At 72.6% G+C, this 25,724-nt stretch carries 25 protein-coding genes; 8 read left to right on the plus strand and 17 right to left on the minus strand.

The features are described 5' to 3' along the window. Positions 1-375: 375 nt before the first annotated feature. From allE to WFI16_RS23685, 3 genes are all read right to left on the minus strand, one after another. Positions 376-1,176, minus strand: coding sequence for a (S)-ureidoglycine aminohydrolase (gene allE, locus WFI16_RS23675; RefSeq protein ID WP_419900323.1), 801 nt, complete (start codon positions 1,174-1,176; stop codon positions 376-378). A 76-nt stretch (positions 1,177-1,252) separates the two neighbouring features. Then, positions 1,253-2,116, minus strand: coding sequence for a fumarylacetoacetate hydrolase family protein (locus WFI16_RS23680; RefSeq protein ID WP_419900324.1), 864 nt, complete (start codon positions 2,114-2,116; stop codon positions 1,253-1,255). A gap of 57 nt (positions 2,117-2,173) precedes the next feature. Beyond that, on the minus strand, positions 2,174-2,524 hold the full coding sequence (locus tag WFI16_RS23685; RefSeq protein ID WP_419900325.1) for a winged helix-turn-helix transcriptional regulator: 351 nt from the start codon (positions 2,522-2,524) through the stop codon (positions 2,174-2,176). 103 nt (positions 2,525-2,627) lie between these two features. Here WFI16_RS23685 and WFI16_RS23690 point away from each other — a divergent pair, with 103 nt between their 5' ends. After that, positions 2,628-3,641, plus strand: coding sequence for a zinc-binding alcohol dehydrogenase family protein (locus WFI16_RS23690; protein ID WP_419900326.1), 1,014 nt, complete (start codon positions 2,628-2,630; stop codon positions 3,639-3,641). A gap of 46 nt (positions 3,642-3,687) precedes the next feature. Here WFI16_RS23690 and WFI16_RS23695 read toward each other — a convergent pair whose 3' ends face one another. Together WFI16_RS23695 and WFI16_RS23700 are read right to left on the minus strand one after the other, a co-directional pair. Next, a complete protein-coding gene (locus WFI16_RS23695) occupies positions 3,688-4,548 on the minus strand; it encodes an isocitrate lyase/PEP mutase family protein (protein ID WP_419900327.1) in 861 nt (286 codons plus the stop codon). 20 nt (positions 4,549-4,568) lie between these two features. After that, positions 4,569-5,531 carry a tripartite tricarboxylate transporter substrate binding protein gene (locus WFI16_RS23700; RefSeq protein ID WP_419900328.1) on the minus strand — a complete coding sequence of 321 codons (963 nt, stop codon included), beginning with the start codon at positions 5,529-5,531 and terminating at the stop codon, positions 4,569-4,571. A 112-nt stretch (positions 5,532-5,643) separates the two neighbouring features. Here WFI16_RS23700 and WFI16_RS23705 point away from each other — a divergent pair, with 112 nt between their 5' ends. The 3 genes from WFI16_RS23705 to WFI16_RS23715 all read left to right on the plus strand — a co-directional run bounded on the left by WFI16_RS23705 (position 5,644) and on the right by WFI16_RS23715 (position 7,887). Further along, positions 5,644-6,681, plus strand: coding sequence for a LacI family DNA-binding transcriptional regulator (locus tag WFI16_RS23705; protein WP_419900329.1), 1,038 nt, complete (start codon positions 5,644-5,646; stop codon positions 6,679-6,681). A 119-nt stretch (positions 6,682-6,800) separates the two neighbouring features. After that, positions 6,801-7,631, plus strand: a complete 831-nt coding sequence (locus tag WFI16_RS23710) for a MetQ/NlpA family ABC transporter substrate-binding protein (protein WP_419900330.1) — start codon at positions 6,801-6,803, stop codon at positions 7,629-7,631. 28 nt (positions 7,632-7,659) lie between these two features. After that, positions 7,660-7,887, plus strand: a complete 228-nt coding sequence (locus WFI16_RS23715; RefSeq protein ID WP_419900331.1) for a carboxymuconolactone decarboxylase family protein — start codon at positions 7,660-7,662, stop codon at positions 7,885-7,887. A gap of 75 nt (positions 7,888-7,962) precedes the next feature. Here the strand turns inward: WFI16_RS23715 and WFI16_RS23720 are convergent, their stop codons facing one another. The 7 genes from WFI16_RS23720 to WFI16_RS23750 all read right to left on the minus strand — a co-directional run bounded on the left by WFI16_RS23720 (position 7,963) and on the right by WFI16_RS23750 (position 14,922). Next, complete coding sequence (locus WFI16_RS23720) at positions 7,963-9,042, minus strand: c-type cytochrome (RefSeq protein ID WP_419900332.1); 1,080 nt, start codon at positions 9,040-9,042, stop codon at positions 7,963-7,965. Continuing rightward, positions 9,039-9,650 carry a cytochrome c oxidase assembly protein gene (locus tag WFI16_RS23725; protein WP_419900333.1) on the minus strand — a complete coding sequence of 204 codons (612 nt, stop codon included), beginning with the start codon at positions 9,648-9,650 and terminating at the stop codon, positions 9,039-9,041. The genes WFI16_RS23720 and WFI16_RS23725 overlap by 4 nt, the downstream gene beginning before the upstream one ends. Continuing rightward, on the minus strand, positions 9,650-10,057 hold the full coding sequence (locus WFI16_RS23730; RefSeq protein ID WP_419900334.1) for a hypothetical protein: 408 nt from the start codon (positions 10,055-10,057) through the stop codon (positions 9,650-9,652). Before WFI16_RS23730 ends, WFI16_RS23725 begins: the two co-directional genes overlap by 1 nt. Positions 10,058-10,069: 12 nt before the next feature. Beyond that, complete coding sequence (gene ctaD, locus WFI16_RS23735) at positions 10,070-12,583, minus strand: cytochrome c oxidase subunit I (protein ID WP_419900335.1); 2,514 nt, start codon at positions 12,581-12,583, stop codon at positions 10,070-10,072. Continuing rightward, positions 12,580-13,569, minus strand: coding sequence for a cytochrome c oxidase subunit II (gene coxB, locus WFI16_RS23740; protein WP_419900336.1), 990 nt, complete (start codon positions 13,567-13,569; stop codon positions 12,580-12,582). The genes ctaD and coxB overlap by 4 nt, the downstream gene beginning before the upstream one ends. Positions 13,570-13,644: 75 nt before the next feature. After that, positions 13,645-14,223, minus strand: coding sequence for an HD domain-containing protein (locus WFI16_RS23745; protein ID WP_419900337.1), 579 nt, complete (start codon positions 14,221-14,223; stop codon positions 13,645-13,647). A 3-nt stretch (positions 14,224-14,226) separates the two neighbouring features. Continuing rightward, positions 14,227-14,922, minus strand: coding sequence for a FadR/GntR family transcriptional regulator (locus tag WFI16_RS23750; RefSeq protein ID WP_419900338.1), 696 nt, complete (start codon positions 14,920-14,922; stop codon positions 14,227-14,229). A gap of 148 nt (positions 14,923-15,070) precedes the next feature. On the opposite strand from WFI16_RS23750, the gene WFI16_RS23755 reads away from it, so the two are divergent. Beyond that, the gene (locus WFI16_RS23755; RefSeq protein WP_419900339.1) at positions 15,071-16,045 is read left to right on the plus strand and encodes a Bug family tripartite tricarboxylate transporter substrate binding protein; all 975 of its coding nucleotides are present in this window, start codon (positions 15,071-15,073) and stop codon (positions 16,043-16,045) included. A gap of 12 nt (positions 16,046-16,057) precedes the next feature. Beyond that, positions 16,058-17,263: a mandelate racemase/muconate lactonizing enzyme family protein gene (locus WFI16_RS23760; protein WP_419900340.1), complete on the plus strand. Its 1,206-nt coding sequence runs from the start codon at positions 16,058-16,060 to the stop codon at positions 17,261-17,263. 1 nt (position 17,264) lies between these two features. Here WFI16_RS23760 and WFI16_RS23765 read toward each other — a convergent pair whose 3' ends face one another. The 4 genes from WFI16_RS23765 to WFI16_RS23780 all read right to left on the minus strand — a co-directional run bounded on the left by WFI16_RS23765 (position 17,265) and on the right by WFI16_RS23780 (position 22,889). Beyond that, positions 17,265-18,251 (minus strand): Bug family tripartite tricarboxylate transporter substrate binding protein, encoded by a 987-nt coding sequence (locus tag WFI16_RS23765; protein ID WP_419900341.1) that lies wholly within the window; start codon positions 18,249-18,251, stop codon positions 17,265-17,267. A gap of 108 nt (positions 18,252-18,359) precedes the next feature. Beyond that, positions 18,360-19,466, minus strand: coding sequence for a Kelch repeat-containing protein (locus WFI16_RS23770; RefSeq protein WP_419900342.1), 1,107 nt, complete (start codon positions 19,464-19,466; stop codon positions 18,360-18,362). A gap of 35 nt (positions 19,467-19,501) precedes the next feature. Next, complete coding sequence (locus WFI16_RS23775) at positions 19,502-21,658, minus strand: HWE histidine kinase domain-containing protein (RefSeq protein WP_419900343.1); 2,157 nt, start codon at positions 21,656-21,658, stop codon at positions 19,502-19,504. A gap of 181 nt (positions 21,659-21,839) precedes the next feature. After that, entirely contained in the window at positions 21,840-22,889 is a 1,050-nt protein-coding gene (locus WFI16_RS23780; protein WP_419900416.1) for a lipoate--protein ligase family protein, read from the minus strand. 218 nt (positions 22,890-23,107) lie between these two features. On the opposite strand from WFI16_RS23780, the gene WFI16_RS23785 reads away from it, so the two are divergent. After that, entirely contained in the window at positions 23,108-23,689 is a 582-nt protein-coding gene (locus WFI16_RS23785; protein ID WP_419900344.1) for a YceI family protein, read from the plus strand. Next, positions 23,667-24,221, plus strand: a complete 555-nt coding sequence (locus WFI16_RS23790; RefSeq protein WP_419900345.1) for a cytochrome b — start codon at positions 23,667-23,669, stop codon at positions 24,219-24,221. The genes WFI16_RS23785 and WFI16_RS23790 overlap by 23 nt, the downstream gene beginning before the upstream one ends. Here the strand turns inward: WFI16_RS23790 and WFI16_RS23795 are convergent. Beyond that, positions 24,218-25,714, minus strand: a complete 1,497-nt coding sequence (locus WFI16_RS23795; protein ID WP_419900346.1) for a M81 family metallopeptidase — start codon at positions 25,712-25,714, stop codon at positions 24,218-24,220. The two genes, WFI16_RS23790 and WFI16_RS23795, sit on opposite strands and share 4 nt — an antisense overlap. Positions 25,715-25,724: the final 10 nt, after the last annotated feature.

The raw sequence follows: 25,724 nt of genomic DNA on the forward strand, positions 1-25,724 counted from the left end.
ACGACAGCGCTCTGCTCATCACCACCGGCCTCCTCCCGGCCAACAGGGTGAATCAGATTTCCAGCCGCCCGGGAATCCCCGTCCGAGTCAAACAGGTCGGATCATGCTCTAACTCAGCCGCCTCAGCTGAAATCGAAAAACCGGCCTCGGAAGTAGCCTAGGCATCTGCAGGTTGGCGCAGGGGCAGGGGTGGCTGGCTTGTTCTCGATCCTTATCTCGGTAGGTTCCTCAGCGCGCAGCTGCTCACCCTACCGCTCGTTATCGTATAGAAATAAAAATGAACAAAGATAGAGTCAAAGCGAGAAAACATTAATTGTCATGAATCCTAGTGACCTGAGTTGGGGCGAAGTGGCTGGACGACGCGTGAATCCTAAGTCACAGATAAACATCACGATTCATGTCCTTGTAGAGCAGGTAGGCGGCCTCGTCCGGCCCGGTCGGGTAGAATTGCTGCGGGCAGAAGGCGCCCATCCAGATGAAGTCGTCCTGCCAGATCTCGTGCCACTCGGTGCCGAGCAGGTAGAGGCCCTGGCCCTGCAGCATGTAAAGGCCGTGCTCCATGATGTGGGTCTCAACGGCGGGGAAGAAGGTGCCGGGGCCGAACCACATCAGGTTCATCTCGAAGTCGAAGGCCAGGTCGCCGAAGGGCAGCAGGTGCTGGAAGCCGCGGCCCTCCAGCCCGGTGTGGTTGGTGCGCGGCACCTCGCCTGTGTGCGACAGGATCGGCCCCGGCGGCGCCACGCCTTCCAGCGCCTGGTAGCGCTTGCGCAGGCCGAGCACCCGGGCCGGCGCCGCGCCCGCGTTGCGGAGGGTCAGCGGCAGGCCGGGCGGCGCGTAGAGGAAGCCGCCGACATCGACGGTTTTCGGGCCGAGATCGCCGACACTGAGAGAAACCTCGCCGGACAGCACGTAGTAGAAATGCTGGATGCCGGCTTCCGCCACGGGCCGAAGGCTGCCGCCGCCGGGCTCGATCTCCAGGATGAACTGCGCGAAGCGGGCGCCCAGCGCCGGGGCGGCGAGGAAGCGTGCCGCGGTCTTCTCGTAGTTCGGCAGGCGGCTCTTCAGCACGCCCTCGGGCGGCAGGAAGGCGTAGTTCGGCCGCACCACGCCGCGGTTCAGCCCGACCGCGCCCGGCAGCATCCGGCCGGGGGGCAGCTTCAGGGCATGTGGCTGCATCGGGCTTTCTCCATGCTGTGCCGGGGCATGGAAGCATGGCGCGGGGCGGCGCGACAGCCACCCCGTGCGGCCAGGCTCAGGCTTCGTCTTCGACCGAGTTCGACAGGATGCCGATGCCCTCGATCTCGATCTCCACCGTGTCGCCGGGCTGCATGAAGACCGGCGGCTGGCGCGGATAGCCGACGCCGCTCGGCGTGCCGGTGGCGATGACGTCGCCAGGCTCCAGCGTCATCACCTCCGTCAGGATCGCCAGGATCCGCGGCACCGAGAAGATCATGTCGGCGGTGTTGCTGTCCTGCAGCGTGCGGCCGTTGATGCGGCTGCTGATGCGCAGCGCGTTCGGCCCCTGCGGCAGCTCGTCCGGCGTGACGATCTCCGGCCCCAGCCCGCCGGTGCGGTCGAAATTCTTGCCCATGCTCCACTGCGTCGACTTGCGCTGGAAGTCGCGCAGCGAGCCCTCGTTCATGCAGGTATAGCCGGCGACGCAGTCCAGCGCGTCGGCTTCCGTCAGGTGCCGGGCGCGGCGGCCGATGACGATGGCGAGCTCTGCCTCATAGTCGAATTTCTGGCTGGCCTTCGGCCGCAGCAGCGCGCTGCCATGGGCGGCCAGCGAGCTCGGCCCGCGCAGGAAGACCGCCGGATAGTCGGGGATCGGGTTGTTCCCCTCCTTGGCGTGCTCGACATAGTTCAGGCCGATGCAGATGATCTTGCCGGGCCGCGGCACGGCGGGGAGGCGGGTGATGCCGGCCAGCGGGCGGCTCGGGGCGCCGGCCAGTTTTGCGGCCAGGGCCTGGGCGTTGCGCGGCAGGTCCAGCGCCGCCAGCGCCGCGTTCGGCTCGGCCGGCAGGTCCGGCACCAGATCGGCCAGCGCCACCAGCGCCTCGCCCACCCGGGCGCCCCATTGCGCGCGCCCCTCCTGCTCGAAGGCGATCAACCGCATGCCACGTCCCTCCTGGGTTCCCTGCAGGCATTCTTGCCGGAACGCGGGGCAGGTCAATCAGGCGGCGGCGCGGAACAGGCCGATATGCGCGTCGCCCCAGGCTTTCAGCGCGCCGAGGACCGGCTGCAGCGAGCGGCCGAGCGCCGAGAGCTCGTATTCCACCTTGGGCGGCACCTGGGCATAGACGGTGCGGGTGATCAGCCCGTCCTGCTCCAGCTCGCGCAGCTGGTTGGTCAGCATGCGCGGGGTGACGCCGGGCAGGCGGCGGCGCAACTCGCTGAAGCGCATCGTCCCCTCCAGCAGGTGGAACAGGATGACGCATTTCCACTTGCCGTCGATCAGCGCGACCGCGGCCTCGACCGGGCAGCCGGGATTGCAATCCAGCCGGGCATGGCGGGGCTTAGCCAAGGGGGTGGTATCCTTTTCGACACTAGGGGCGGTGCTTGTGCGTATGGACGCTGGCGGTCCCGCCCCTATCTCTGCTCCCGGACGCTGACGAGGAGCAAGAGTCATGAAGGCCATCGGCTACCAGGCGCCCGGCGCCATCACCCGCGAGGACGCGCTGGTCGACATCGAGCTGCCCCGGCCCGAGGCGCGCGGCCGCGACCTGCTGGTGCAGGTGCGCGCCGTCTCGGTGAACCCGGTCGACACCAAGATCCGCCGCAACGCCGCGCCCGAGGCGGGCCAATGGAAGCTGCTGGGCTGGGACGCCGTCGGCACCGTGGTCGCGGCCGGACCGGAAGCCTCGCTGTTCCGGCCAGGCGACCGGGTTGCCTATGCGGGTTCCCTGATCCGCCCCGGCACCAATGCCGAGTTCCACCTGGTCGATGAGCGCATCGTCGGGCACGCGCCAAAAAACCTGTCGGATGCCGAGGCGGCGGCCCTGCCGCTGACCGCCATCACCGCCTGGGAGGCGCTGTTCCACCGGCTGGAGGTGGCCCGCCCGGTGCCGGGGGCGGCGCGCGCCATCCTGATCATCGGCGGCGCCGGCGGCGTCGGCTCGATCGCGGTGCAGCTGGCGCGGCAGCTGACCGACCTGACGGTCATCGCAACGGCCTCCCGCCCCGAGACGCAGGACTGGGTGCGGCAGATGGGCGCGCATCACGTCATCGACCACCGCCAGCCGCTGGCGGCGCAGGTGGCTGGGCTGGGCCTCGGCGCGCCCGCCTTCGTCTTCTCCACCACCGAGACCGGCCAGCATTTGGCCGAGATCGCCGAGCTGATCGCGCCGCAGGGCCGCTTCGGCCTGATCGACGATCCGGAGACGCTCGACGTCAACCGCTTCAAGCGGAAGTCGGTGTCGATCCACTGGGAGCTGATGTTCACCCGGCCGATCTATGAGACCGCCGACATGGCGGAGCAGGGCAGGCTGCTGAACGAGGTGGCGCGGCTGGTCGAGGCCGGCACGCTGCGCACCACGCTGGCGGAGAATTTCGGCACCATCAACGCGGCCAATCTGAAGCGCGCGCATGCGCTGATCGAAAGCGGCAAGGCGCGCGGCAAGATCGTGCTGGAGGGTTTCTGACCTCCATCCTCCCGCGGCGGCGCGCCGCCGCGGGGGAGCAGGATCTTCAGCCCAGGCGGAAGGGCGCGGCGTCGCGGTCGTAATCGCCGTAGCCCAGCAGGGCCGAGAGCTCCGGCGGCGGCAGCGCGCTGTCGGCGGCGACCGCGCCGGCGGCCAGCGCCGCCAGCCCGGCCTTGATGCCGGCCGCGACCGGCGAGAGCATCCCCGTCGGGAAGGTGCCGATCTTCAGCCCGAGCTCGGCGGCGCGCTGCTGCCCCGGCGTCGCGCGCGGGGCGCCCGGCGAGAGCACGGCGAAGGTCGGCTTGCCGCCCGCCGCCTCGACGAAGCCGCGGATCTCGTCCTCATCCGCCGGCGAATCCAGGAACAGGATATCGGCGCCTTCCTCGACGAAGGCCTCGATGCGGGCGCGCGCCTCGTCGAAGCCCTGGGTCGGGCGGCAGTCGGTGCGCGCCAGCACCAGGATGCCGGATTCCTTCGCGGCCTGCACGGCGGCGCGGATCTTCATGCGGGCCTCGTCGCGCGGCAGGCAGGGCTTGCCGGCGGCGGTCAGCGCGCGCGGGGTGATCTTGTCCTCGATCAGCACCGCGGCGGCGCCGGCCCGGCCATAGGCGCGCACCGTGCGCTGCACGTTCATCGCATTGCCATAGCCATGGTCGGCATCCGCCAGGACCAGCAGCTCCGGCGCCGCGCCGCGCACCATGTTGAAGCTGTCGAACATCTCGCCGAAGGAGATCAGGTCGAGATCCGGCCCGCCGAGGCGCGAGGCCGCGACGCAGGAGCCGGAGAGGAAGACGGTGCGGAAGCCGGCGGCCGCCGTCATCTTGGCGCTCAGCCCGTCCCAGACGGCGGGCATGACGACCAGGCCGGGCTCGCCCAGCAGGGCGCGCAGGCGTTCAGGTGCAGACATTCTTTTCAGCTTTCCTCAGGTTATTCGCGCCAGGCCGCGCGCTTCCACAGCTCGCGCAGCTTGGCGTCGTCTTCCAGGAAGACGCGGCGCTGCGTCTCGCCATCCATCACCCGCAGCGGCAGCGACAGCCGCGCCGCCTCGCGGATCCAGCCGGGATCGGCCAGCGCCCCGGCGAAGGCCGCGCGGAAGCGGTCGCGCAGCGCCTCCGGCATGCCGGGCGGGGCGATGACGCCGCGGGTCGAGCCGGCGACGACATCGATGCCCTGCTCGCGGAAGGTCGGGATATCGGCGGCCATCTCCCAGCGCGCCGCGCCGCCCTGGCCGAGCAGCCGCAGCGTGCCCTGCCGCACCAGGCCGAGCCCCTCGCTGACATTGAGCGAGCCGGCAGCGATGTCGCCGGCCAGCACGCCGTTGATGATCGGCGGCGTACCGGCATAGGGGACGTGGGAGAAGCTGGCGCCGGTCGCCTGCTGCAGCGCCAGGATCAGCAGATGGTCGTCGGTGCCGATGCCGGCGCTGCCGATCGCCAGCTGGCCGGGCTTCGCCTTCGCCGCCTCGAGCAGCCCCGCCATGTCGCGCAGCGGCGAGTTGGCGCGGACGAAGAGGGCGCAAGGGTCCTCCACGACATTGGCGATGAAGGTGAAATCCTGCACGCGGTAGCGCACCGCGCGCTCGATCGGCAGGGTGACCAGGTTCGGCGTCTGCGCCACGCCGATGGTGTAGCCATCGGGCTCGGCCAGCGCCACGCTCTCGAAGGCCAGCTGCCCGGAGGCATTGGGGCGGTTGACCACCACCATGGTCGCGTTGCCGAGGCGGGGCGCCACGAAGGGGATGACGGCGCGCGCATAGGTGTCCATGCCGCCGCCGGCCGGCCCCGGGCAGACGATCTGGATCGGCCGCTCCGGCCAGGCGGCGCGGGCGAGGCGGGGGGCGGCGAGCAGGCCGCCGAGGGCGAGCGAAAGCGACCGGCGCCGCAGCGGCATGGCGGTTCCTCCTGTCGGCGCGGTCTGGGCCGGCCTTGGCCGCGATGCTAGTTAGATTGATCCAATGGACGCAATGGCCGATCCGCGCTTTGCTGCCGGAAAGAGGAACGGCATGGCCCCGAGGCATCCCGAGACGCGCCGGCCAACCCTGACCGAGGTGGCCGCCGAGGCCGGCGTCTCGCGCGCCACGGTCTCGCTGGTGCTGCGCGACAGCCCGCTGGTGGCGGCGGCGACGCGCGCCCGCGTCCAGGCGGCGGCCGAGGCGGTGGGCTATCTCTACAACCGCGGCGCCGCCACCCTGCGCGCCGCCCGCACCAAGACCGCCGGGCTGCTGGTCACCGAGATCGACAACCCCTTCTTCGCCGAGCTGGTCGCCGGCGCCGAGGCCGCGCTGGACGCCGCCGGCTACATCGCCTTCCTGGCGGCGACCGGCGATTGCCGCGACCGCCAGGGCCGCGCGCTGCGCCGGCTGCGCGAGCAGCGGGTGGATGGCATCCTGCTCTGCCCGGCGATCGGCACCCGCGCCGAGGAAATCGCCGGCCTCGGCCTGCCCTGCGTGCAGGCGATGCGGCGCACGCCGGGCCTGGCGGGCGACTTCGCCGGCCCGGCCAACCGGGAAGGGGTGGAGGCGCTGGCCGGGCACCTGATCGCCGGCGGCCGCCGGCGCTTCGTCTTCGCCGGCGCCGGGATGCTGCATTCCGGCGTGCGCGAGCGGCTCGACGGGCTGCGCCGCGCGCTGCGCCGGCACGGCCTGCCGCCGCCGGTGCTGCTGCGCGTCCCCGGCACCCGCGCCGGCGGCGAGGCGGTGGCGCGGCTGCTGGCCGACCTGCCGGAACGCCCGGACGCGTTGGTCTGCGTCAATGACGTGCTCGCCTTCGCCGCCATCCCGGCGCTGCAGCGGGCCGGCTGGGAGATCGGCGGCGATCTCGCGGTGACCGGCATCGGCGATGTCGCCGAGGCGGCGACGATCCGCCCGGCGCTGACCACGCTGCGCACCGAGCCGCGCCGCATCGGCGAGACCGCGGTGCGGCTGCTGCTGCGCCGGCTGCAGGACCCCGCCGCCGCCGCCGAGCAGGCGATCCTGCCGACCCGGCTGGTGGTGCGGGAATCCTGCGGCGGGGCCGGAAATTTAGCGATGTCGGATTGTTGAAAATCCGCTCCCAGCGTCGCGACCGGGAAATCCGGATTGAACCTGCGGCAACGACCGCCTAATTTAGGCGACAGACAGCACAAAAATCCACCGATCATGATCGCGAATTTACGCCCGTGATGCCGCTCCGTCCCCCGCCCGGCCCGATGCTCTCGCGCCGCCGCCTGGCTTTCTCCGGCGCGGCCCTCGTCGGGCTGGCCACCGCCGGTATCGCCCGCGCGCAGGAAGCGCCGCTGCGCATCGCACTGGCGACCAGCATCTCGAACCAGGCGATCGAGGCCGCGGCGGCCGAGGCGCGGGCGGCGGGGCTGGCCGTGCGGCTGACCGAATTCGCCGACTGGGTGACGCCGAACCGCAGCGTCGTCTTCGGCGAGCAGGACGCCAACCTGTTCCAGCACCGGCCCTATCTCAGCTTCACCAACCAGCAGGCCGGCTGGAACCTGGTGCCGGTGGCGCCGGCCTATGCCACCGCCTTCGGCCTCTATTCGAAGCGCCACGCGACGCTGGCGGCGCTGCCCGAGGGGGCGCGCATCGGCTATTCCGGCGATGTCATCAACACCGGGCGCTCGCTGATGCTGCTGCGCCAGGCCGGGCTGCTGCGGCTGCGGGACGGCGCCGAGGAGCGGGCGACGCCGGAGGACATCCTCGACAATCCGCGCCGGCTGCGGCTGGTGGCGATCGACGGGCCGCAGATCGCCCGCACGCTGGAGGAGCTCGATGCCGGCGTCACCTATCCGACCTTCGCCCGGCTCGGCGGGCTGGACGCGACGCGCGCGCTGATCCTGGAGAACGACCCGCGCTACACCTTCCATTTCGTCGCGCGGCCGGACCGTGCCGGCGATGCGCGGCTGCTGCGCTTCATCCGCCTCTACCAGCATTCCGACGCGGTGAAGGCGGTGCTGCGCGAGCTCTATGGCGCGCTGGTCTCCTTTCCCGAGCCCACCCTCTGATCGTCACCCCCGCCGCGGAGCCGATGCCATGACCGCCGCCGCCTCGATCGCCCCGCCCGCCGCGGGCGGGCTCAGCAGCAAGACCCGGGCGCTGGTGGCGCTCGCCGCCGGCCAGGCCGCCGGACGGCCGGACCCGGCCGGGATCGACGAGGCCCGCGCCGCCGGCGCGACCCCGGCGGAAATCGCCGAGGCCGCCGGCATCGCCGCCGCGCTGGGCGCCGCGGCGGACGGATTGCCGCTCTGGGAAGAGGGCTGAGCGGGGCGGCAGCCGGTCACGCCAGAGATATTTTTTACATAATTCCCATTATGGGGTCGTAGCCGGCGTCCCGGCTCACGGCGTCACCTCCTGCCGCGCGAACCAGGCGCTGACCGCGCGGGCCTGGGCGGCGGTGAGCCGGTCGCCGATCGGGCGCATCACCGGGTCCTGTCGCTGGCCGTCGCGGAACAGCGCCAGCTGGCCTTCCAGGTAGGCCGCGTGCTGGCCGTCCAGCCGTGGCCAGGCGCTGTTGCGCGCCCGCGCCGCACCGCCATGGCAGGACAGGCAGGCCGGCAGCTGCGCGGCGGGCAGGCCCTCGCGGGCGATGCGGCCGCCTTCTTCCAGAACCTCGGGCGCGACGGTGGCGCCGGCCGGCTGCACCGGCGCCGGCTGCGCCGCGTAATGCCGGGCCAGCGCCTGCAGCGTCGCGTCATCCAGGCCCGCCACCGGCAGGCGCATCAGCGCGCTCGGCCGCGTGCCGCTCCGGAAGTCGCGCAGCGAGGACAGCAGGTAGGCCTCGGACAGGCCAGCCAGGCGCGGGAAGGCGGCGCCATCGCGGCCCAGCCCGTCGCGGTTGTGGCAGCGGGCGCAATCGGACAGCGCCGCCTCCACCCCCTGCCCGCCCTGCGGCAGGCCGGCCCGCTCGCCCTCGGACAGGGCGCGGTAATCGGCGGGCGAGAGACCCGGCAGCGCCTCGAGGAAGGCGACCATGGCCCAGACCTCGTCATGCCGCTCGGGCGCGATCCAGCCGGGCATGCCGGTGTAGCGGACGCCGTGCTGGACGATGCGGAACAGCTCGCGCGGCGCCCAGTCGTCGATGCCCTCGGAGAAATCCGGCGGCGGCGGCGTGCTGTGCCGCATCGCCGGGTTCTGCGGCGCGCCGGGGGCGCCGTGGCAGGGCGCGCAGCCCTCGGCGTAATGGCCGGCGCCGCGGGCCTGCAGCGCGCGGTCGTCGAGCGGCGGCGGCGCCTCGACCAGCAGCGAATAGGTGCGGACCGAGCTGCGCATCGCGCCATGCAGCAGCCAGTCGGTGATCGCCCAGTGGCCGCCGGTCGCGGCGATGTTGAACAGGCCGGAAAACAGGAAGAGCAGAGCGGCGAGGCCAAGACCCACGAGGCCGAGCAGCGCGCGCCGCCAGGTGAGGCGAAGGATCATGCCGGCTTCTCCTCGCGCAGCAGCCGGGCGGCCAGCCAGAGCCCGCCGGCCATGTAGACGGTGCCGCCGACCAGCAGCATGACGACGCCGCCCAGGCTCTGGTCCTCCAGCACGGTCAGGCCCAGGCAGGCCTCGTGGTCGTAGAGCGGGCGCGGCGCCAGGGTCAGCAGCGCGCCGAGCAGCGTCATGTGCATCGAGGTCAGCAGCAGGGCGACGATGCCGCCGGCGCCGCGCGCGCCGCGCTGCTCGGCGGGGCCGATGCTGGCCAGCCAGAGCAGCAGGCCGGCGGCCAGGAAGCTGCCCTGCTCCAGCACGCGCATCCCGAGCGAGGCCGAGGCCGCATTGTGCGGGCCCGGCAGATGCCAGCCCCAGACCGCCAGGAATTCGAGGACCGAGGCGCCGATCGGCCCGGCCAGGCGCGGCCAGCGCAGCGTCACGTCGAAGCGGCCGCCGGACAGGCCGAGGGCCAGCAGCGGCGCGGCGATGGCGACCACCGCCATGTGCCGCAGCATGCCGCCGGTGAAGCTCGGCCCCAGCGCGGCGTGTAGCGGCCCGCCCCAGGCCAGGGCCAGCACGCCGAGGCCCAGCGGCAGCGCCACGTCGCGCATCAGCGGCAGTCCCGGATCAGGAAGGCGGGCAGCGCGATGAAGAGGACGCTGACGAAGCTCAGCGCCGAGAGCAGCAGCGTGGCATAGCCGAGGAAGCGCTGCCGGTCCTCGGGCGTCGCCGCGTCATGCGGCAGGTCATCGAAGCCGCGGCCGATATGGCGCCAGGCCTGGTGCGCACCGACCAGGATCAGCGCCAGCGCCACCAGCGTGCCGAGGCCGACCAGCAGCGGCACCGGGCCGAGCGGCGCGAAGCTCTGCCCGCCCTGTGGCGCGGTCAGGCTGATCTGCCCGGCCTTGGCGCATTGCACCGCGGCGACGACGTAGCAGTAGAGGAAATGCGTGGCCCAGACGGTGGGCGGCATCAGCAGGGTCCAGAGATCGGCGCGCTCGCGCAGGCGGAGAACCATCGGGCGGCCCCCTCAGCTCAGCAGCGGGAAGAGCGCGGTGACCGCCAGCGTCACCGCGCCGGTCAGCGCGGCGAAATGCCAGTAGAGCACCACATTGTGGATATCGATGTCGTAGAGCGTCGTCAGCTTCCCGGCCAGGCTGCGCGCCAGGCAATAGGCCTGCATGATGAAGCCGAGCAGCAGGTGCAGCGCGGCCCAGCCCAGCAGTACCCAGACGGTCGCCGGATAGGCATGGCTGACCGGGTCCAGCCCGGCCTGCCAGGGCGCCCAGAGCATCGCGGCGCCGCTGGCCAGGCCCAGCGCCATGGCGGCCAGCAGCCCGAGCCGCAGTCCCGCCGCGCTGCCAGCGGCATTGCGCGCGCGGGCCCAGAGCATGGCGCCCCAGGCGGCGGCCAGCGTCACCGCCGCGAGGGCCGGCCAGAGCAGGCCGGGCCCCATCGGGCTGCCATCGGGCAGGCGCGGCGGGAAGACCTCGTGGATGGTCCAGAAGTAGAAGAAGCCGAAGACCAGGCTGGCGAAGGCGGTCATGTCGCCGAACATGGTGATGAACATCGCCCACCAGCCGACCGAGCGCGGGCCTGAGACATAGAGCGGCAGGCGCAGGCCGCGGCCGACATCCTTCTCGCCGCGCTCCGGGATCACGGCGGTGCCGCGCCACAGCCAGACCATGATGGCGAAGATGCCGGCGACACCCACCGCCAGCGAGCTCCAGTAGAAATGGAAGGCGGTGCCGATGAAGCTGGTGCCGATCAGCACGGCGCAGGCCATCGGCAGGAAGCTGTTGCCGGGGACGCGCAGGCATTGTTCCGGCCGGGCGTCGAGCACCGAGGTGACCAGGGTCTCGCGCTTGCCCTCCTCGGCGTCGGGCAGGTACCAGCGGCCCTCGGCGACCTCGCGCGGCAGCGCCGGCTGGTCCCAGAGCGGGTAGCGCGAGGAAACCTCGGGCACGCTGCGGATGCCGTAATCGGGCGCCGGCAGCGGGCTGATCCATTCCAGCGTGCCGGACTGCCACGGGTTGCGCGCGGCCGGCGCCCGGCGGCGCACGCCGAGGAACAGGTCGAGGGTGAAGATCAGGACGCCGGCGGCGAAGAGGAAGGCGCCGCAGGTCGAGACCAGGTTCAGCCAGTCCCAGCCGATCCCGGTCGGATAGGTGAAGACGCGCCGCGGCATGCCGCGCATGCCGGTGAAATGCATCGGCAGGAAGGCGATGTTGAAGCCGACGAACATCAGCCAGAAGGCGCGCTTGCCCCAGCGGTCCGACATCGGGCGCCCGAGCACCAGCGGGACATAGTAGTAGGCGCCGGCAAACAGCGGGAACAGCATGCCGCCGCCCAGCACGTAATGCAGATGGGCCACGACGAAATAGGTGTCATGCGCCTGCCAGTCGAAGGGCGCGATCGCCACCATCACGCCGGTCAGCCCGCCGCAGACGAAGATGGCGAGCGAGCCGGCGGCGAACAGCATCGGCACCGACATCACCACGCGGCCGGCCAGCATGGTGGCCAGGAAAACAAAAATCTGCACGCCGGTCGGGATGACAACGGCCTCCGAGGCGGCCGAGAAGAAGCCCAGCGAGATCGCCGGCAGCCCCGTGGTGAACATGTGGTGCACCCAGAGCCCGAAGCTCAGGAAGCCCGTCCCCACGGCGGCCAGCACGATCCAGGAATAGCCGATGATCGGGCGGCGGGCGAAGCTCGGCACCATCATCGCCAGCAGGGCGATGGAGGGCAGGAAGATGATGTAGACCTCCGGATGGCCGAAGATCCAGAACAGGTGCTGCCAGAGCAGCGGGTCGCCGCCGCGCGCCGGGTCGAAGAAGGGCCAGTCCGCCAGCCGCTGCAGCTCGAACAGGATGTCGCCGGCGATCAGCGGCGGGAAGGCGAAGAGGATCATGCCGCCGACGATCAGCACGTACCAGCAGTAGAGCGGCATGGTGTTGATGCGCATGCCGGGGGGGCGGCATTTCAGCACGCCGACGATCAGCTCGACGGCGGCGGCGATCGAGGCGACCTCGATGAAGGACAGGCCGAGCAGCCAGATATCGGCGCCGATCCCGGTCAGCTTCGGGTTGGTGGTCAGCGGCGGATACATGAACCAGCCGCCATCGGGCGCGGCGTTGAAGAAGATCGAGCCGCAGACGAAGACGCCGCCGATCAGGAAGCACCAGTAGCCGAAGGCGGAGAGCCGCGGGAACGGCAGGTCGCGCGCGCCGAGCATGGTCGGCAGCAGCAGGATCGCCACCGCCTCGAAGATCGGCACGGCGAAGAGGAACATCATCGCCGTGCCGTGCAGCGTGAAGAGCTGGTTGTAGCGGCTGGCCGAGACCAGGCCGTTCTCCGGCACCGCCAGCTGGGCGCGGACCAGCAGGGCCAGGACGCCGGCGAAGAGGAAGAAGGCGAAGGCGGTCGCGGTGTACCAGCGGCCGACCTCGGTGTTGTTCACCGCCGACCAGTAGCGCCAGCCGGGCGCCGAGGCCCAGACGCGGCCGAGGCGCTCTTCCTGTTGCGCGCGCAGTTCCTCGCTCATCGCAGGCTCCCCAGCCAGCCGGCGATGGCGGCGGTCTCGTCGGGTGGCAGCATGGCGAAGCCCGGCATGCGGGCGCCCGGCTTGATCTCGCCGACCTCACGGATGAAGCGGTCGATATTGCCGGCATTGTTCTCGAGGATGCCGGCACCCAGGCTGTGGCGGCCGGCCAGATGCGTCAGGTCCGGCCCGATACGCCCGGCGGCGGCGGTGCCGCGCACCGTGTGGCAGGCGGCGCAGCCGCGCGCCAAGAACAGCGATGCCCCCGCATGGCGCGACGGGGCGGCGGGGGCCAGCTCGGCCTGCACCCAGGCCTCGAAGGCCTCGGGCTCCAGCACCTCGACGCTGAAGGCCATCCGCGCGTGCGAGGGGCCGCAGAACTCGGCGCAGACGCCGCGATACTGTCCGACTTTCTCCGGCTCCAGCACCAGGCGGTTGGTGGCGCCGGGGATCATGTCCATCTTGCCGCCCAGCGCCGGGATCCAGAAGGAATGGATCACGTCCTGCGCGGTCAGCTGGAATTCGGCGCGCTGGCCACGCGGCAGGCGGATCTCATTGGCCGTGATGAAGCTGCGGCCGTCCGGCAGGGTGTAGCGCACCCGCCACCAGAACTGCTCGCCCTGGACCTCGACGCGCAAGCCCTCGCCCGGCGCGCGCAGCGCCGGCATCAGGCCGAGGCCGAAGACCAGCAGCGCCGCCAGGATCAGCGTCGGCGTCACCGCGCCGCCCCAGAGGATCAGCCGTGCTGCGCCCTTCTCGGACCAGGGCTGCTGGCGGCGGCGGGCGGCGTAGAGGGCCATGCCCATCATCGCCAGCCAGATCACCGTGCCGGCCACCAGCATCACCCAGAACAGGCGCGCCACCACCCGCGCCTCCTGCCCCGCCGGGTCGAGCGCGGATTGCACGCCGCTGCAGCCCGCCGCCAGCAGCAGCAGCGGCAGAATCGCCAGGCCCCACCCTCGCCCGCTTCGCCCGTCCCGCACCGGCATTCCCCGCTTCCCGCCGCGCCTGAACGCACGGATGCGTGAAGAGTTGCGGGAAATTCATCCGGTGGCCGGCGGCGGTCAGCCCAGCGCGGCGATCGCCCCTGCCAGGTTGCGCCGCGCCACCGCCTCGGCCTCAGGGCCGAGCGCCGCGCTGAGGAAGATCCGCTCGCGCGCCAGGAAACGCTGCAGCACGGCGCGGCGGCCGGCGCGGTACTCGGCCTCCGGCACATGCGCGTATTCGCGGCGGATGGCGGCGTCATAAGCCGCGAAGGCCGCCGCATCGCCGGCCAGGACCGCCAGGTCCAGGTCGAGGAACAGCGCGGCATCGGCGCGCAGCGCGGCATCGCCGTCCGGCAGGCGATGCGTCTCGGTCGCCAGGATCAGCGTCTCGGCCCGGTCCAGCACCGCCGCCTCGCAGCGCCCGTCCAGCAGGCGCCGCATCAGCGCCGCGCTCTGCCGCTCATTGTCGGGCGCGCGCGGATCATAGACGGCATCGTGGAACAGGATGGCGATCTCGAAGGCGCGCGGATCGGCCGGCGCCAGCGACGCCGCCCGCGCCAGCATCGCGGCGATATGCGGCCAGGCGTGATAGGCGCGGCCGGGCTCGGCGTAGCGGGCGCGCAGCTCGGCAAGGATCTCGTCGGGGAGGACGGGCAAGGACTAGCCTCCGAACAGCCGGCGGATGCCGTTCTGCAGATGCTGCTGCATCGCCGCGCGGGCGGCCTCGGCGGCGCCGCGCAGGATGGCCTCGGCGATGCGGCCATGCTCGCGGCGCATCGTGGCGAAGCGCTCGGCATCCGGCATCGGGGCGAGTTCCCGGGTCAGGCGGATGCCGAAGCGGGTCTGCTCGACCAGGGCCTGCATCACCGCTTGGTAGAAGCGGTTACCGCTGGCCTCGGCGACGGCCTGGTGGAACAGGATATCGGCCTCGATCGAGGGGCCGCCGGCCCGCGTCGCGGCCTCCAGCGCCACGCGCGCCGCGGCCAGGCGGTCCAGCGCCGCGGGATCGGCGCGGCGGGCGGCCTCGGCGGCCATGGCGCTCTCCAGCCCGCAGCGGAATTCCAGGAAGGCGCGGACATCGGGGATATTGCCCAGTGGCCCGAAGCGGATCGGCGGCAGCGCCGGCGGCGCCAGGGCGCGGATATAGGAGCCGGAGCCCTTGCGGGATTCGAGCCGGCCCTCGGCACGCAGCCGGGCCAGGGCCTGGCGCAGCACCGGGCGGGAGACCTGGAACCGCGCGGCCAGGGCGTTCTCGCCGGGCAGGCGGCTGCCTTCCGGCAGCGCCTCGGCGCGCAGCCAGGCGGCCAGCCGGTCATAGACGGTGTCGCTCAGCGCGGGGGCCGTGTCGGAGGGCATGAAGCCGTTATGCGGCGGCGCGGCCCTGCCGGGCAAGATGTAAAAAGCTGTTCCTGAAAAACGTCTTTCCGAGAATCTGTTTGACAAATCCCCGCCCCGGCCGAAGCTGCGCCGCAACCCCGCGCAACGGGGAGCGAGGAGAGACGCCATGCCCCAGCCCCGCCGCGGCCCGATCCGCGCCGTCCTGGCCGCTGCCCTGACGCTGCTGGCCCTGCCCGCCGCCGCGCAGATGCCGGAGCGGCCGGTGCGCATCGTCGTGCCCTTCGCCCCTGGCGGCACCAGCGACATCGTCGCGCGGCTGCTGGCGCAGGGCGCCGCGCCGCACCTGCCGGCCGGCGCGGTGGTCGAGAACAAGCCGGGCGCCGCCGGCAATATCGGCACCGCCGAGGTCGCCCGCGCCCAGCCCGACGGCACCACGCTGGTGCAGTGCACGATCGGCACCTGCGCGGCCAATCCGGCGCTCTACCGCAACCCCGGCTACGACCTGGACAGGAGCTTCGCCCCCGTCATCCTGACCGGCGCGGTGCGCAACGTCATGGCGGTGCGCCCGGGCCTGCCGGCGCGCGACCTGGCCGGCGTGCTGGAACTCGCCAAGAAACCGGACGGGCTGAGCTTCGGGTCGTCGGGCGTGGGCGCCTCGAACCATTTGACGCCGGAGCTGCTGCGCGGCCGGCTCGGGCTGCACTGGGTGCATGTGCCCTATCGCGGCAGCGGCCCGGCCATCACCGACCTGATCGGCGGGCGGATCGACGTCTTCTTCGACAACCTGCCCTCGATCCTGCCGCATCTCCGCTCGGGCGCGGTGCGCGCGGTCGCCGCCGTCTCCGCGCAGCGCATCCCCGAGCTGCCCGATGTGCCGACCTTCGCCGAGGCCGGCATCCCCGGCATCGTCATCGACAGCTGGTTCGGCTTCATGGCGCCGGCCGGCACGCCGCCGGCGACCATCGCCCGGCTGAACACGGCCTTCAACAAGGCGCTCGAGGATCCGGTGATCCGCCGCCGGCTGGAGGAGGCCGCGGTGGTGCCGCTGGGCGGCACGCCGGAGCGCATGGCCGAGCATGTCCGCAGCGAATCCGCCCGCTGGGGCGAGGTGATCCGCGCCAACCACATCAGCGGCGAGTGAACGGAAGCAAGCATGTCGACAATCACGGGCCTGCGCACGCTGCGCATCGCCGAGCGGCCGAACCTGATCTGGCTGGAGCTCGAGACCGACGAGGGGCTGACCGGCCTCGGCGAAAGCTTCCGCGGTGCCGAGGCGGTGGAGGCGGTGCTGCATGAGCAGGTCGCACCCTGGCTGCTCGGCCGCGATGCGCGGCGGATCGAGGCGGTGTCGCGGCACCTGATGACGCCCTATCTGGGCTTCCACAGCGCCGGCGCCGAGATCCGCGCCGCCAGCGCCGTCGACCTGGCGCTGTGGGACCTGGCCGGCCAGCGCCACGGCATGCCTGTGCATGAGGCGCTGGGCGGCGCCTGCCGGACGGAGATCCGCGCCTACAACACCTGCGCCGGCTATGCCTACAACACCAGCGGCGTGGCACGGCGCGACATCGGCGCGGGCGACGCGGCGATCGGCCCCTATGACGACCAGGTGGCCTTCATGCGCGATGCCGGGGCGCTGGCCGAAAGCCTTCTGTCCGAGGGCTATGCCGCGATGAAGATCTGGCCCTTCGACGTGCATGCGCCGGCCTCGGGCGGCCACCTGATCACGCTGGAGCAGCTGAAGACCGGCCTGGAGCCGTTCAGGAAGATCCGCGCCGCCGTCGGCGACAAGATCGAAATCATGTGCGAGCTGCACAGCCTCTGGGGCGCCCAGGCGGCCGAGCGGATCTGCCGCGGGCTGGAGGATTACGGCGTCTTCTGGGCGGAGGACCCGCTGAACAAGATGGACGATGCCGGGGCGCTGGCGGCGCTGCGGCGCAGGACCGCGACGCCGCTCTGCGGCAGCGAGACGCTGGCCGGCACCGTCCCCTTCCGGCAGCTGCTGGCGGCGGAGGCGATCGATGTCGTCATGCTCGACCTCGCCTGGTGCGGCGGGCTGACCGAGGGCCGCAAGATCGCGGCGCTGGCGGAAAGCCACGCGAAGCCCCTGGCGCCGCATGACTGCACCGGGCCGGTGACGCTGATGGCCGGGCTGCACCTGGCGCTGCACGCGCCGACCGCGATCTTCCAGGAGGTGGTGCGGGCGACGCTGGCCACCTGGTATCGCGACCTGGTCACCGAGCTGCCAGTGATCCGGATGGGCATGGTGCAGGCGCCGACCGCGCCGGGGCTCGGCACCGCGCTGTCGCCGGCGCTCAGGGCGCGGCCCGACCTGACGGTCAGGGAGAGCCGCGCCAGCTAGCTCAGGGCTGCAGCTGCACCCCGGTCCGCGCCACCACGGCGCGGAATTTCTCTACCTCGCGCGCCATGAAGGCACGGGCATCGGCCGGGGTGTTGGGCTGCTGCCAGGGGGCGACGCCGGTATTGACCAGCTTGTCGCGGAGTGCCGGCTCGGCCAGCGCGTCCTGGATGGCGCGGTTCAGCACGGCGACGATCTCGGCCGGCATGTCGGCCGGGCCGAGGATGACGTTCCAGGTCTGCAGGTCGAAGCCGGGCACGCCACTCTCGGCGAGCGTCGGGATGTCCGGGAAGGTCGGAAACCGCTCCGGCCCGGTCAGCGCCACGCCGCGCACCAGCCCGTCGCGGATCTGCGCCGCCGCCGAGGCCAGCACCGCGACGCCGAACTGCCCCTGCCCCTGGTGGATCGCCTGCACCTGCTGCCCGCCGGAGCGGTAGGCGACATGCACCCAGCGCGTCGCCAGCATCGAGGCCAGCATCTCGGTCGCCAGGTGATTCGGCGTGCCGGCGCCGGAGGAGGCATAGGCATACTTATCGGCCGGCGCGTTGCGCATCAGCTCGGTGAACTGGGCCGCCGTGCGCACGGGGAAGTCGTTGTTGGCGATCAGCACCAGCGGCCCGGTGCCGACCACGGCAATATGGGAAAAATCCTCGACGGGGCGATAGCGGGTGCCGCCGATCAGCGCGCTGGGGGCGATGCCGTGCGAGCCGCTTTCCACCAGCATGATGGTATAGCCATCCGCCGCCTGGCGGCGCAGCCATTCGCTGGCCACCACCCCGGCGGCGCCGGCGCGGTTCTCCACCACGATGCGGCCATTCGGCAGATGCGCCTGCATCCGGTCGGCCAGCAGCCGCGCGGCGATGTCGGTCGAACCGCCGGGGGCATAGCCGGTGACCAGGGTGATCGGCCGGTCGGGAAAGGCAGCGAGCGCCGGCAGAGCGGCCAGCAGGGGGACGCAGGCCAGCAACCCGCGCAGCAGCGGCTTCAACATCCTTGAACCTCCCTCTTTTTTTCCGTCGTGCCGGCCTCGTTGGGCCGGCATCGGGGGGAGGATAGACCGGGGCCGCGCCTGGCGTCGCGGTTTCGTTGCGCGCCGGCGTCAGCCCGGCGTGAAGGCTTCATGGGTGGAGGTCTGGATGCCGCCCCCCACCACCGGCCCACCGCCGGCGACATGGATGCGGCGGCCCAGCGCCACGGCGCCCAGCCCGTGCCGCGGGGTGGGCATCGGCGCATGGCTCTGCCAGGTATCGGTCGCCGGGTCGTAGCTTTCCATCTGGCCGTGCACCGTGCCGGTCAGCACGCCGCCCTCGAAGCGGCCGGTCTCGCCGCCCATCGCCCAGAAGCGGCCGTCCAGCAGCACCAGACCGTGGCCGGAGCGGGTGGTGGGCAGCGGCGCCCGCTCCAGCCAGAGGTCGCGGGCCGGGTCGTAGAAATGGTGCAGCGCCGTGTTGTATTCGAAGGTGTTGAAGCGGCCGCCGACCACATGGATGCCGCCGCCATGCGCCACCACCCCGGCATGGTCGCGCGCGCCGGGCAGCGGGCGGCGCTGCGTCCAGCGGTCGGATTGCGGGTGATAGACCTCGTGCCAGGCGATGCTGGCGCGCTCGCCGGCCGGGTCGGTGGCGCCGCCGATCAGATGCACCTGGCCGCCGAGGACAGCGATGCCCGCCGCCCCGCGCGCCCGCGGCAGCGGCGCGATCGCCGTCCAGCGATCGGCCGCGATATCGTAGAGGAAGGCGCCGTCATGCGCCGCGCGGTTCTGCTCGGTGAAGCCGCCGAGCGCGAAGATCCGGCCGGCATCGGCGACGACGGCCACGTGGTTGGCGCCGCGCGGCAGCGGGGCGAGCAGGCTCCAGCGGTCGGCTTCCGGGTCATAGACATGGTGGTAGGGGCGGTCGACCCGCTGCTCGGCATAGCCGCCGAGGATATGCATCCGCCCCGCCCAGGCGGTGGCCCAGGCCATTTCGCTGCGCGGCATTGGCAGGGCGGCGCGCGCCGCCCAGCTTCCGGGCGGGCCGGGCGGCGCCGGGCTGGCCACGGCGCGCTGCGCCAGCTGGGCGGGCGTCAGGGTGACCGGCCCCTCGCCGCGCAGCGGCGCCATCTGCTCGGGCGGCACCGGAATGCCGTGATGCGGGTGCTGGGCCCGGACCAGGCCGGGCGCGGCCAGCGTCGCCGCCGCTCCGGTAAGCATCAGCCGACGTCGCATGGCATTCCGTTCCTTCCCCGAACGGAACCAGAGTGTCAGGCGCGGGGGCGGCCGTGCAAGGCCAGGACGCGGCCCAGCGCGGTCTGCAGCTCGCGCGGGTCGACCGGCTTGCGCAGCATGCCGGCGGCCAGCGCCAGCCGTTCCTCCGGCAGCTCGGCATAGCCGGTCAGGTAGATCACCGGCACGCCGCGCCCGGCCAGCAGCTCGGCCACGGGGAAGCTGTCGCGGCCGTTCAGGTTGACGTCGACCAGCGCCAGATCGAAGGGCTCGGTCGCCTCCAGCACGCGCTTCAGCGCGGCATCCAGCCCGGTCGCCGGGCCGACCACGCGGCAGCCGAACTGCACCAGCATGGCGGTCAGCGCGGCGCCGATCATCGGCTCGTCCTCCACCACCAGGATGCGCGCGCCCTGCAGCAGGGCGCCGCGGCCGCTGGCCGGCGGCGGCGCCGGGCGCGGCGCGGCGCCGGGCTCGGCGGATTGCCAGGGCAGCTCGAAGCGGCTGGCCGGCAGGGTCAGGCGGGTGGTCAGGCCGGCCGGCTCCCAGGCATGGCCGATCTGGCCTTCCAGCTGGTCGGTCACGGCGGAATCGATCACCCGCCGGCCGAGGCCCTTCCGCGCCGGCGCGCCGGCCAGCGCCGGGCCGCCGCGCTCCTGCCAGGTCAGCAGCAGCCCGCCCTCCGGCCGCGGCGCCCAGCGCAGGGTGACGGCGCCGCCCGGCCGCGACAGCGCGCCATGCGCGACCGCATTGACCGCCAGCTCGTGCAGCGCGACGGCCAGCGGCTGGACGGCGGTCGGCGCCAGCAGCACCGAGGGGCCGGCCAGGTCGATGGCCGCCTCGGGGCCGCAGACCGCCAACTCGCCGAGCGCCAGGTCGCGCAGCGAGACCAGGCCCCAGCCCTCCCGCGCCAGCAGCTGGTGGGCGCGGGCCAGGGCGGCGATGCGGCCATCGACGGCGGCGGCGAAGCGCTCCGGGTCCTGCTTCGGCGTCAGCCGGATGATCGCCTGGATGGTGAACAGCACGTTCTTGGCGCGGTGGTCGATCTCGCGCGACAGCTGGTGCAGCCGCTCCTCCGCCTGCTGCCGGGCGGTGACGTCGTGCACCACGCCCATGAAGCGGCCCTGCGCGCCGTCGCCGGTCAGCGAGCCATAGGCCTCGAGCCAGCGCGGCTCGCCGTCGCGGCGCAGGATGCGGTGCAGGCTGCGGAAGCGGGCGCCGTTGCGATGCGCGCCGAACCAGCCCTCCTTCACCGCCGCCAGGTCCTTGGGATGCACCAGGGCCAGCCAGTCCTCGACATGGCCGAGCAGCCCCGGGGTCGGCGGCAGGCCGAGCAGGTCGAAGAGCCGCGGCGTCCAGCGCATCTCGCCACTGCCGATGTCGAGGTCCCAGCTGGCCATGCCGGCGCCCTCGAGCGCCAGCTGCAGCTTGGCCTCGGCCGCCTTCAGCGCGGCCTCGGCGGCGCGCAGCCGGGTCAGGTCGCGGAAGCGCACCGTGGCGCCGCCGGCGGTCGGCGCCAGGCCCAGCAGCACGTCGCCGCCGAAGGGCGGCAGCACCGCCTCCAGCCGCCGCGGCTGCTGCTGCGCCAGGACTTCCGCCAGCGCCGCCGACAGCGCGGAATCCGCCAGCGAGGGGAACAGGGCGAGGAAGGGCTGGCCCGACACCGCCTCGGCCGGGCGGCGCCAGGCCGCCAGGGCCGCCGGATTGGCGAAGCGCAGCACGCCCCCGGCATCGAGCGCGAAGACGCCGTCATCCAGCCCCTCCAGCAGCGCGGCCTCGCGGCGCAGCTGGTCGACCAGAGCCTGGGCGGCGGTGACGGCATCGATCATGCCGCGCGCCGCCTCGACCCGGATGGCGGGTGCCGGCGGCGGCGGCGGCGCGGCCGCGCCCTCGGGCGGCGCTGCCGCGGCGGGCGCGGGCCCGCGCGGCGCCGCGCGGACATCGAGCAGCACGGCGGCCAGCCCGCCGGCCGCCAGGGTCATCAGCCCGGTGAAGCCGGCATAGAGGAAGGGCCCAGCGGCGCCGGCCAGCGCCGGGGCGGTGGCCACGCCGCGCGCCTGCAGCCCGAGCAGGAAGCCGGCGACGGCGCCCGGCGCGGCGGCGGCGGCCAGGGTCGCCAGCAGCCGGCGACGGCGCGCCTGCCGCGGCGGTGCGGCCGGGTCGGCAAGCTCAGACGGCGTCTCGGTCGGGCGCGGCATGGCGCTGCTATTGGCGGTCTTTTTACTTTCGCGCAACGCAAGCGGAGGCTTGAGAAAGGCCGCGCACCGCCGCACGCGAGATCGTGATGCTGCGCCGCAGCGTGGCGCTGGCACCCGGCGCCGGCCGCACAACCGGCGGTCGTGCCGGCCTGCTCCGGCACAATTTCGGTGGCGCGGCGGCTCAGGGGATGTGGCGCAGCCAGGCCTCGGTCGCGAACTTGCTGGCGGCCAGTTCCTCGGCGGCGGCGTATTCCTCGGGCGTGATGGCGCCGGCGACGCCGCCATGCATCTGCACGAAGGTCTCGCGCATGCGGCGGATGATCTCGGCCCGCGGCAGGCCGGTCTGGCTCTTCAGCGGATCGACCCGCTTCTGGGCGCTGGTGGTGCCCTTGTCGCTCAGCTTCTCGCGGCCGATGCGCAGCACCTTGACCATCTTCTCGGCGTCCATGTCATAGGCCATGGTCACATGATGCAGCACGGTGCCGCGCGAGAAACGCTTCTGCGCCGCGCCGCCGATCTTGCCCTTGCTGCTGCTGATGTCGTTCAGCGGCTTGTAGAAGGCATCGATGCCGAGCGAGATCAGCGCCTTCAGCACCCAGTCGTCGAGGAAGGCATAGCTGTCGGCGAAGTTCATGTCGCGCACCAGCTCGCCGGGGGCATAGAGCGAATAGGTCACCGCGCTGCCGGGCTCGACCAGCATGGCGCCGCCGCCGGTGACGCGGCGCACCGTCTCGACGCCCATCGCGGCGGCCGCCTCCAGGTCCACCTCGTTGCGCAGCGACTGGAAGTTGCCGATGATGATGGCCGGCCGCTCCCACTCCCAGAAGCGCAGCGTCGGCGCGCGGCGGCCGGCGGCGACCTCGCGCGCCAGCACCTCGTCGAGCGCCAGGTGCATCGCCGGCGTCTGCGGCGGCGCCTCGATGATCTGCCATTCGAAGTCGCGCCAGGTCATGCTGCGGCCGAGCGCCCGGCGCACGGCGATGGCGACCGCCTCCGGGCTGAAGCCGATCATCGCCGCCTCCGGACGCAGCCCGCCGCGCACGGCGGCGGCGATGGCGGCGGCATCGGCCTCGGCGGGCAGCCCCTCCAGAGCAGCGCGGATATCGGCCAGCGCCTCCTCCGGCTCCAGGAAGAAGTCGCCGGCGACCTGCACATCGGCCAGCCGGCCGTCGCGCTCCTCGAGGTCGACCACCACCAGCTTGCCGCCCGGCACCTTGTACTCGCCATGCATCACGCCGGTCCTCCTGCGCCCCTTGCCGCCGGCAACCTGCGTCAGCGGCGGCGGAAAGGAAAGGCCCGCCCGGCGGGCGGCGCCGGCCGGGTGAAATCGCCGCCATGCGGTGGCGGCGGTCTTCCCTGGCCCTGGCCGCCGCCCAGCTAACAGCGGAGCCGCCGCTTGCCGCGCCGGCTGGAGCGAGGGCGATGCGCATGGCGAGATTCAGGAAGGCAGTGGCATGGCTCGCGGTCCTGCTGCCGCTGCTGGCGGGGACGGCACGGGCGGGCACGGTCTATGACTTTGACCAGCGGCACGGGCGGGTGAATTTCGCCGTCGGCGTGCTCGGCATGTTCGACGTGAAGGGCAGCTTCGACCGCTTCACCGGGCGGCTCGACCTCGACCTGGCGCAGCCCGAGCGCAGCAGCGTCAGCGTCGAGTTCCGCACCGATTCGGTCAGCCTGCCGGCGCCGGACCAGGCGGCGCTGCTGCGCTCGGCCGACTACCTGGACGCGGCGCGCCACCCGCTCGGCCGCTTCACCAGCACGGCGATCACCGCGCTGTCGCCGACGCGCTACCGGCTGGAGGGCGAGGTCGAGCTGCGCGGGGTGCGCCAGCCGCTGCGCTTCGAGGCCGAGCTGCGCGACCGCCATGTCGACACGGCGCGCGGCATCGAGGTGGCCGACCTGGTGCTGAGCGGCGCCGTGCTGCGCTCGGCCTTCGGCATGGTGGCGGACCGGCCGCTGCTGTCGGACACCGTGCAGCTGTCGATCCTGATGCATCTGGAAGTGCCGCATGCCCCGCCACCCGCTCCCTGACGGCTGGAGCCGCGCGCAGCGCCGGCTGCACGCCGCCATCGCCCTGCTGGTGCTGGCGGCGCTGGCCATGGCGCCGGTGATGGTCGGGCTCGGCTATGACCGGCTGCTGCTGAAATTCCTGCTCTACCAGGCGCATAAATCGGTCGGGCTGCTGGTGCTTCTGCTGGCGGCGGCGCTGCTGCTGCTGCATGCGGCGCGCGGCCGGCCGGCGCCCGAGGCCGGGCTGCCCGCCTGGCAGCGCCATGCCTCGACCGCGATGCATGCGGCGCTGTTCGCGCTGCTGCTGGCGATGCCGGTGCTGGGCTACCTGACCGCGGCCTCGGCGCCGATCGCTATCCCGACCTTCTTCCTCGGCCTGATCCCGGTGCCGCACCTGCTGGCGCCCGATGCGGCGCGCTTCGCCTGGCTGGGCGGGCTGCATGAATGGGCCGGCTGGTCGCTGGCGCTGCTGGTCGCCGGCCATGCCGGGATGGCGATCCGCCACCACCTCCAGGGCCGGCCGACCCTGCGGCGGATGTGGCGCGGCGGCTAGACGGGCGGCAGGCCCCCGCCGCGGCGCGCCGCCTCGCTGAACGGGAAGATCCGGGCGCGGTCGAGCTGGCGATAGGGCAGCGTGGTCAGGTCGGCCGGCCCCCAGTCGGGGGTGTCGACGATCAGGATGGCCTCGGCCAGCGGCTCGTAGACGGCACGGAAATGCGTCTTCGAGCGCAGCACGATGATGCGGTAGTCGAGGGTGCGCAGGCCGAACTGGATGAACAGGTCCTCGTCCACCGTCAGCGTCGGCCGGCTGACCAGGCTGACCATCAGCCCGCCGACATCGAGCACGGCGGCCAGGCCGAGCTTCACCAGCCGGCCCTGCATATAAGGGCCGGTGGTGTGGTACTCTTTTTCCCCCGCGAAGAGCACGCGGCCGGTGATGCGCACCGGGCCGCCGGCGCGCGGCGAGGAATGGCCGCCGACCTCGAGGGTGACGGTGGCGCCCTGCCCGGCCGCGGCGGCCTCGGCGGCGGCGCGCGGATCCCAGAGATAGGGAACGGCGGCGCCGGTGACGCCGCGTTCCAGCAGGGCGCGCAGCAGATAGGTGCTGTCGTTGCAACGGTCGGCATGCTCCAGCAGGACGACCGGGCGGGTGGCGGTGCTGGCCAGGGCGATGGCGCGGTCGACGCCCTCCTCCAGGCCGAGCACCAGCCCGTCATGCAGAAGCTCGTGGCGCGTGTCGTGGATGCGTCGCGTCAGGGCGGCGACGGCGCGTTCCGCCCGTCCGGCATCGTCCGAGACGGCGAGGACGGAAAACCCGCCATTCGGCACGTCGGCATAGGAGAAGCCGGCGAAGACGGAGACGTCGAGATAGCCCGGCGCGTCTTCCGCCATGGCGACGGACTCCGAAACGATCCCGGCGAGCGGGGCGAGGCCGGTGGCGCTGAAGATGCTGGGCACCATGACGCCCGGCTTGTCGAAGGCCATCGCCGGGCGCAGCCCGTCCCGCAGCATGCGCAGCAGGCAGCGCGCCGCCCGCGCCCCGGTCGCGCCGGTGTCGGTGTGCGGCGAATAATGGTAGCCGAAGAGGGCGTCGGCCAGTTCGACGATGTGGCGGTCGAGATTGGCGTGATAGTCGAGGGCGACGACGACGGGGATGTCGCGGCCGACCACGGCGCGCACCCGCTCGACGATCTCGCGGTCGGGATCGAGGCGGGTCGGCGTGGTCATCGCGCCATGCAGCGCCAGCAGCACGCCATCCACCGGCCCGGCCTGCTGCAGTTCCGCGACGATGCGGTCGGCATAATGGAGAAAAGCCTCGTCGGAGGCCGGGCCGGCGGCGCCGCCATCGGCGAAGACCATCGGCAGGATCTCGGCGCCTGCCTCCTCCAGCACCGCGATGAAGCCGCCGCAGAGCGTGTTGGTGCCGCGGAAGCGGGCGAGCAGCTCTGACCCGGCGGCCTCGATGGCGCGGAATTCCTCCAGCGTGGTCAGCACGGAAAGAAAACTGACCGATTCCTGCATGAGGCCGCCGATGGCGATGCGCATGACGGGCAGA

The sequence above is a fragment of the Roseomonas sp. USHLN139 genome, assembly GCF_037145735.1.
GTDB lineage: Bacteria > Pseudomonadota > Alphaproteobacteria > Acetobacterales > Acetobacteraceae > Pseudoroseomonas.

Coding starts and splice junctions, on each gene's coding strand:
- allE (WP_419900323.1), bottom strand. CDS start 1,176: ATGCAGCCACATGCCCTGAAGCTGCCCCCCGGCCGGATGCTGCCGGGC.
- WFI16_RS23680 (WP_419900324.1), bottom strand. CDS start 2,116: ATGCGGTTGATCGCCTTCGAGCAGGAGGGGCGCGCGCAATGGGGCGCC.
- WFI16_RS23690 (WP_419900326.1), top strand. CDS start 2,628: ATGAAGGCCATCGGCTACCAGGCGCCCGGCGCCATCACCCGCGAGGAC.
- WFI16_RS23695 (WP_419900327.1), bottom strand. CDS start 4,548: ATGTCTGCACCTGAACGCCTGCGCGCCCTGCTGGGCGAGCCCGGCCTG.
- WFI16_RS23700 (WP_419900328.1), bottom strand. CDS start 5,531: ATGCCGCTGCGGCGCCGGTCGCTTTCGCTCGCCCTCGGCGGCCTGCTC.
- WFI16_RS23705 (WP_419900329.1), top strand. CDS start 5,644: ATGGCCCCGAGGCATCCCGAGACGCGCCGGCCAACCCTGACCGAGGTG.
- WFI16_RS23710 (WP_419900330.1), top strand. CDS start 6,801: ATGCCGCTCCGTCCCCCGCCCGGCCCGATGCTCTCGCGCCGCCGCCTG.
- WFI16_RS23715 (WP_419900331.1), top strand. CDS start 7,660: ATGACCGCCGCCGCCTCGATCGCCCCGCCCGCCGCGGGCGGGCTCAGC.
- WFI16_RS23720 (WP_419900332.1), bottom strand. CDS start 9,042: ATGATCCTTCGCCTCACCTGGCGGCGCGCGCTGCTCGGCCTCGTGGGT.
- WFI16_RS23725 (WP_419900333.1), bottom strand. CDS start 9,650: ATGCGCGACGTGGCGCTGCCGCTGGGCCTCGGCGTGCTGGCCCTGGCC.
- WFI16_RS23730 (WP_419900334.1), bottom strand. CDS start 10,057: ATGGTTCTCCGCCTGCGCGAGCGCGCCGATCTCTGGACCCTGCTGATG.
- ctaD (WP_419900335.1), bottom strand. CDS start 12,583: ATGAGCGAGGAACTGCGCGCGCAACAGGAAGAGCGCCTCGGCCGCGTC.
- coxB (WP_419900336.1), bottom strand. CDS start 13,569: ATGCCGGTGCGGGACGGGCGAAGCGGGCGAGGGTGGGGCCTGGCGATT.
- WFI16_RS23750 (WP_419900338.1), bottom strand. CDS start 14,922: ATGCCCTCCGACACGGCCCCCGCGCTGAGCGACACCGTCTATGACCGG.
- WFI16_RS23755 (WP_419900339.1), top strand. CDS start 15,071: ATGCCCCAGCCCCGCCGCGGCCCGATCCGCGCCGTCCTGGCCGCTGCC.
- WFI16_RS23760 (WP_419900340.1), top strand. CDS start 16,058: ATGTCGACAATCACGGGCCTGCGCACGCTGCGCATCGCCGAGCGGCCG.
- WFI16_RS23765 (WP_419900341.1), bottom strand. CDS start 18,251: ATGTTGAAGCCGCTGCTGCGCGGGTTGCTGGCCTGCGTCCCCCTGCTG.
- WFI16_RS23770 (WP_419900342.1), bottom strand. CDS start 19,466: ATGCGACGTCGGCTGATGCTTACCGGAGCGGCGGCGACGCTGGCCGCG.
- WFI16_RS23775 (WP_419900343.1), bottom strand. CDS start 21,658: ATGCCGCGCCCGACCGAGACGCCGTCTGAGCTTGCCGACCCGGCCGCA.
- WFI16_RS23780 (WP_419900416.1), bottom strand. CDS start 22,889: ATGCATGGCGAGTACAAGGTGCCGGGCGGCAAGCTGGTGGTGGTCGAC.
- WFI16_RS23790 (WP_419900345.1), top strand. CDS start 23,667: ATGCCCCGCCACCCGCTCCCTGACGGCTGGAGCCGCGCGCAGCGCCGG.
- WFI16_RS23795 (WP_419900346.1), bottom strand. CDS start 25,714: ATGCGCATCGCCATCGGCGGCCTCATGCAGGAATCGGTCAGTTTTCTT.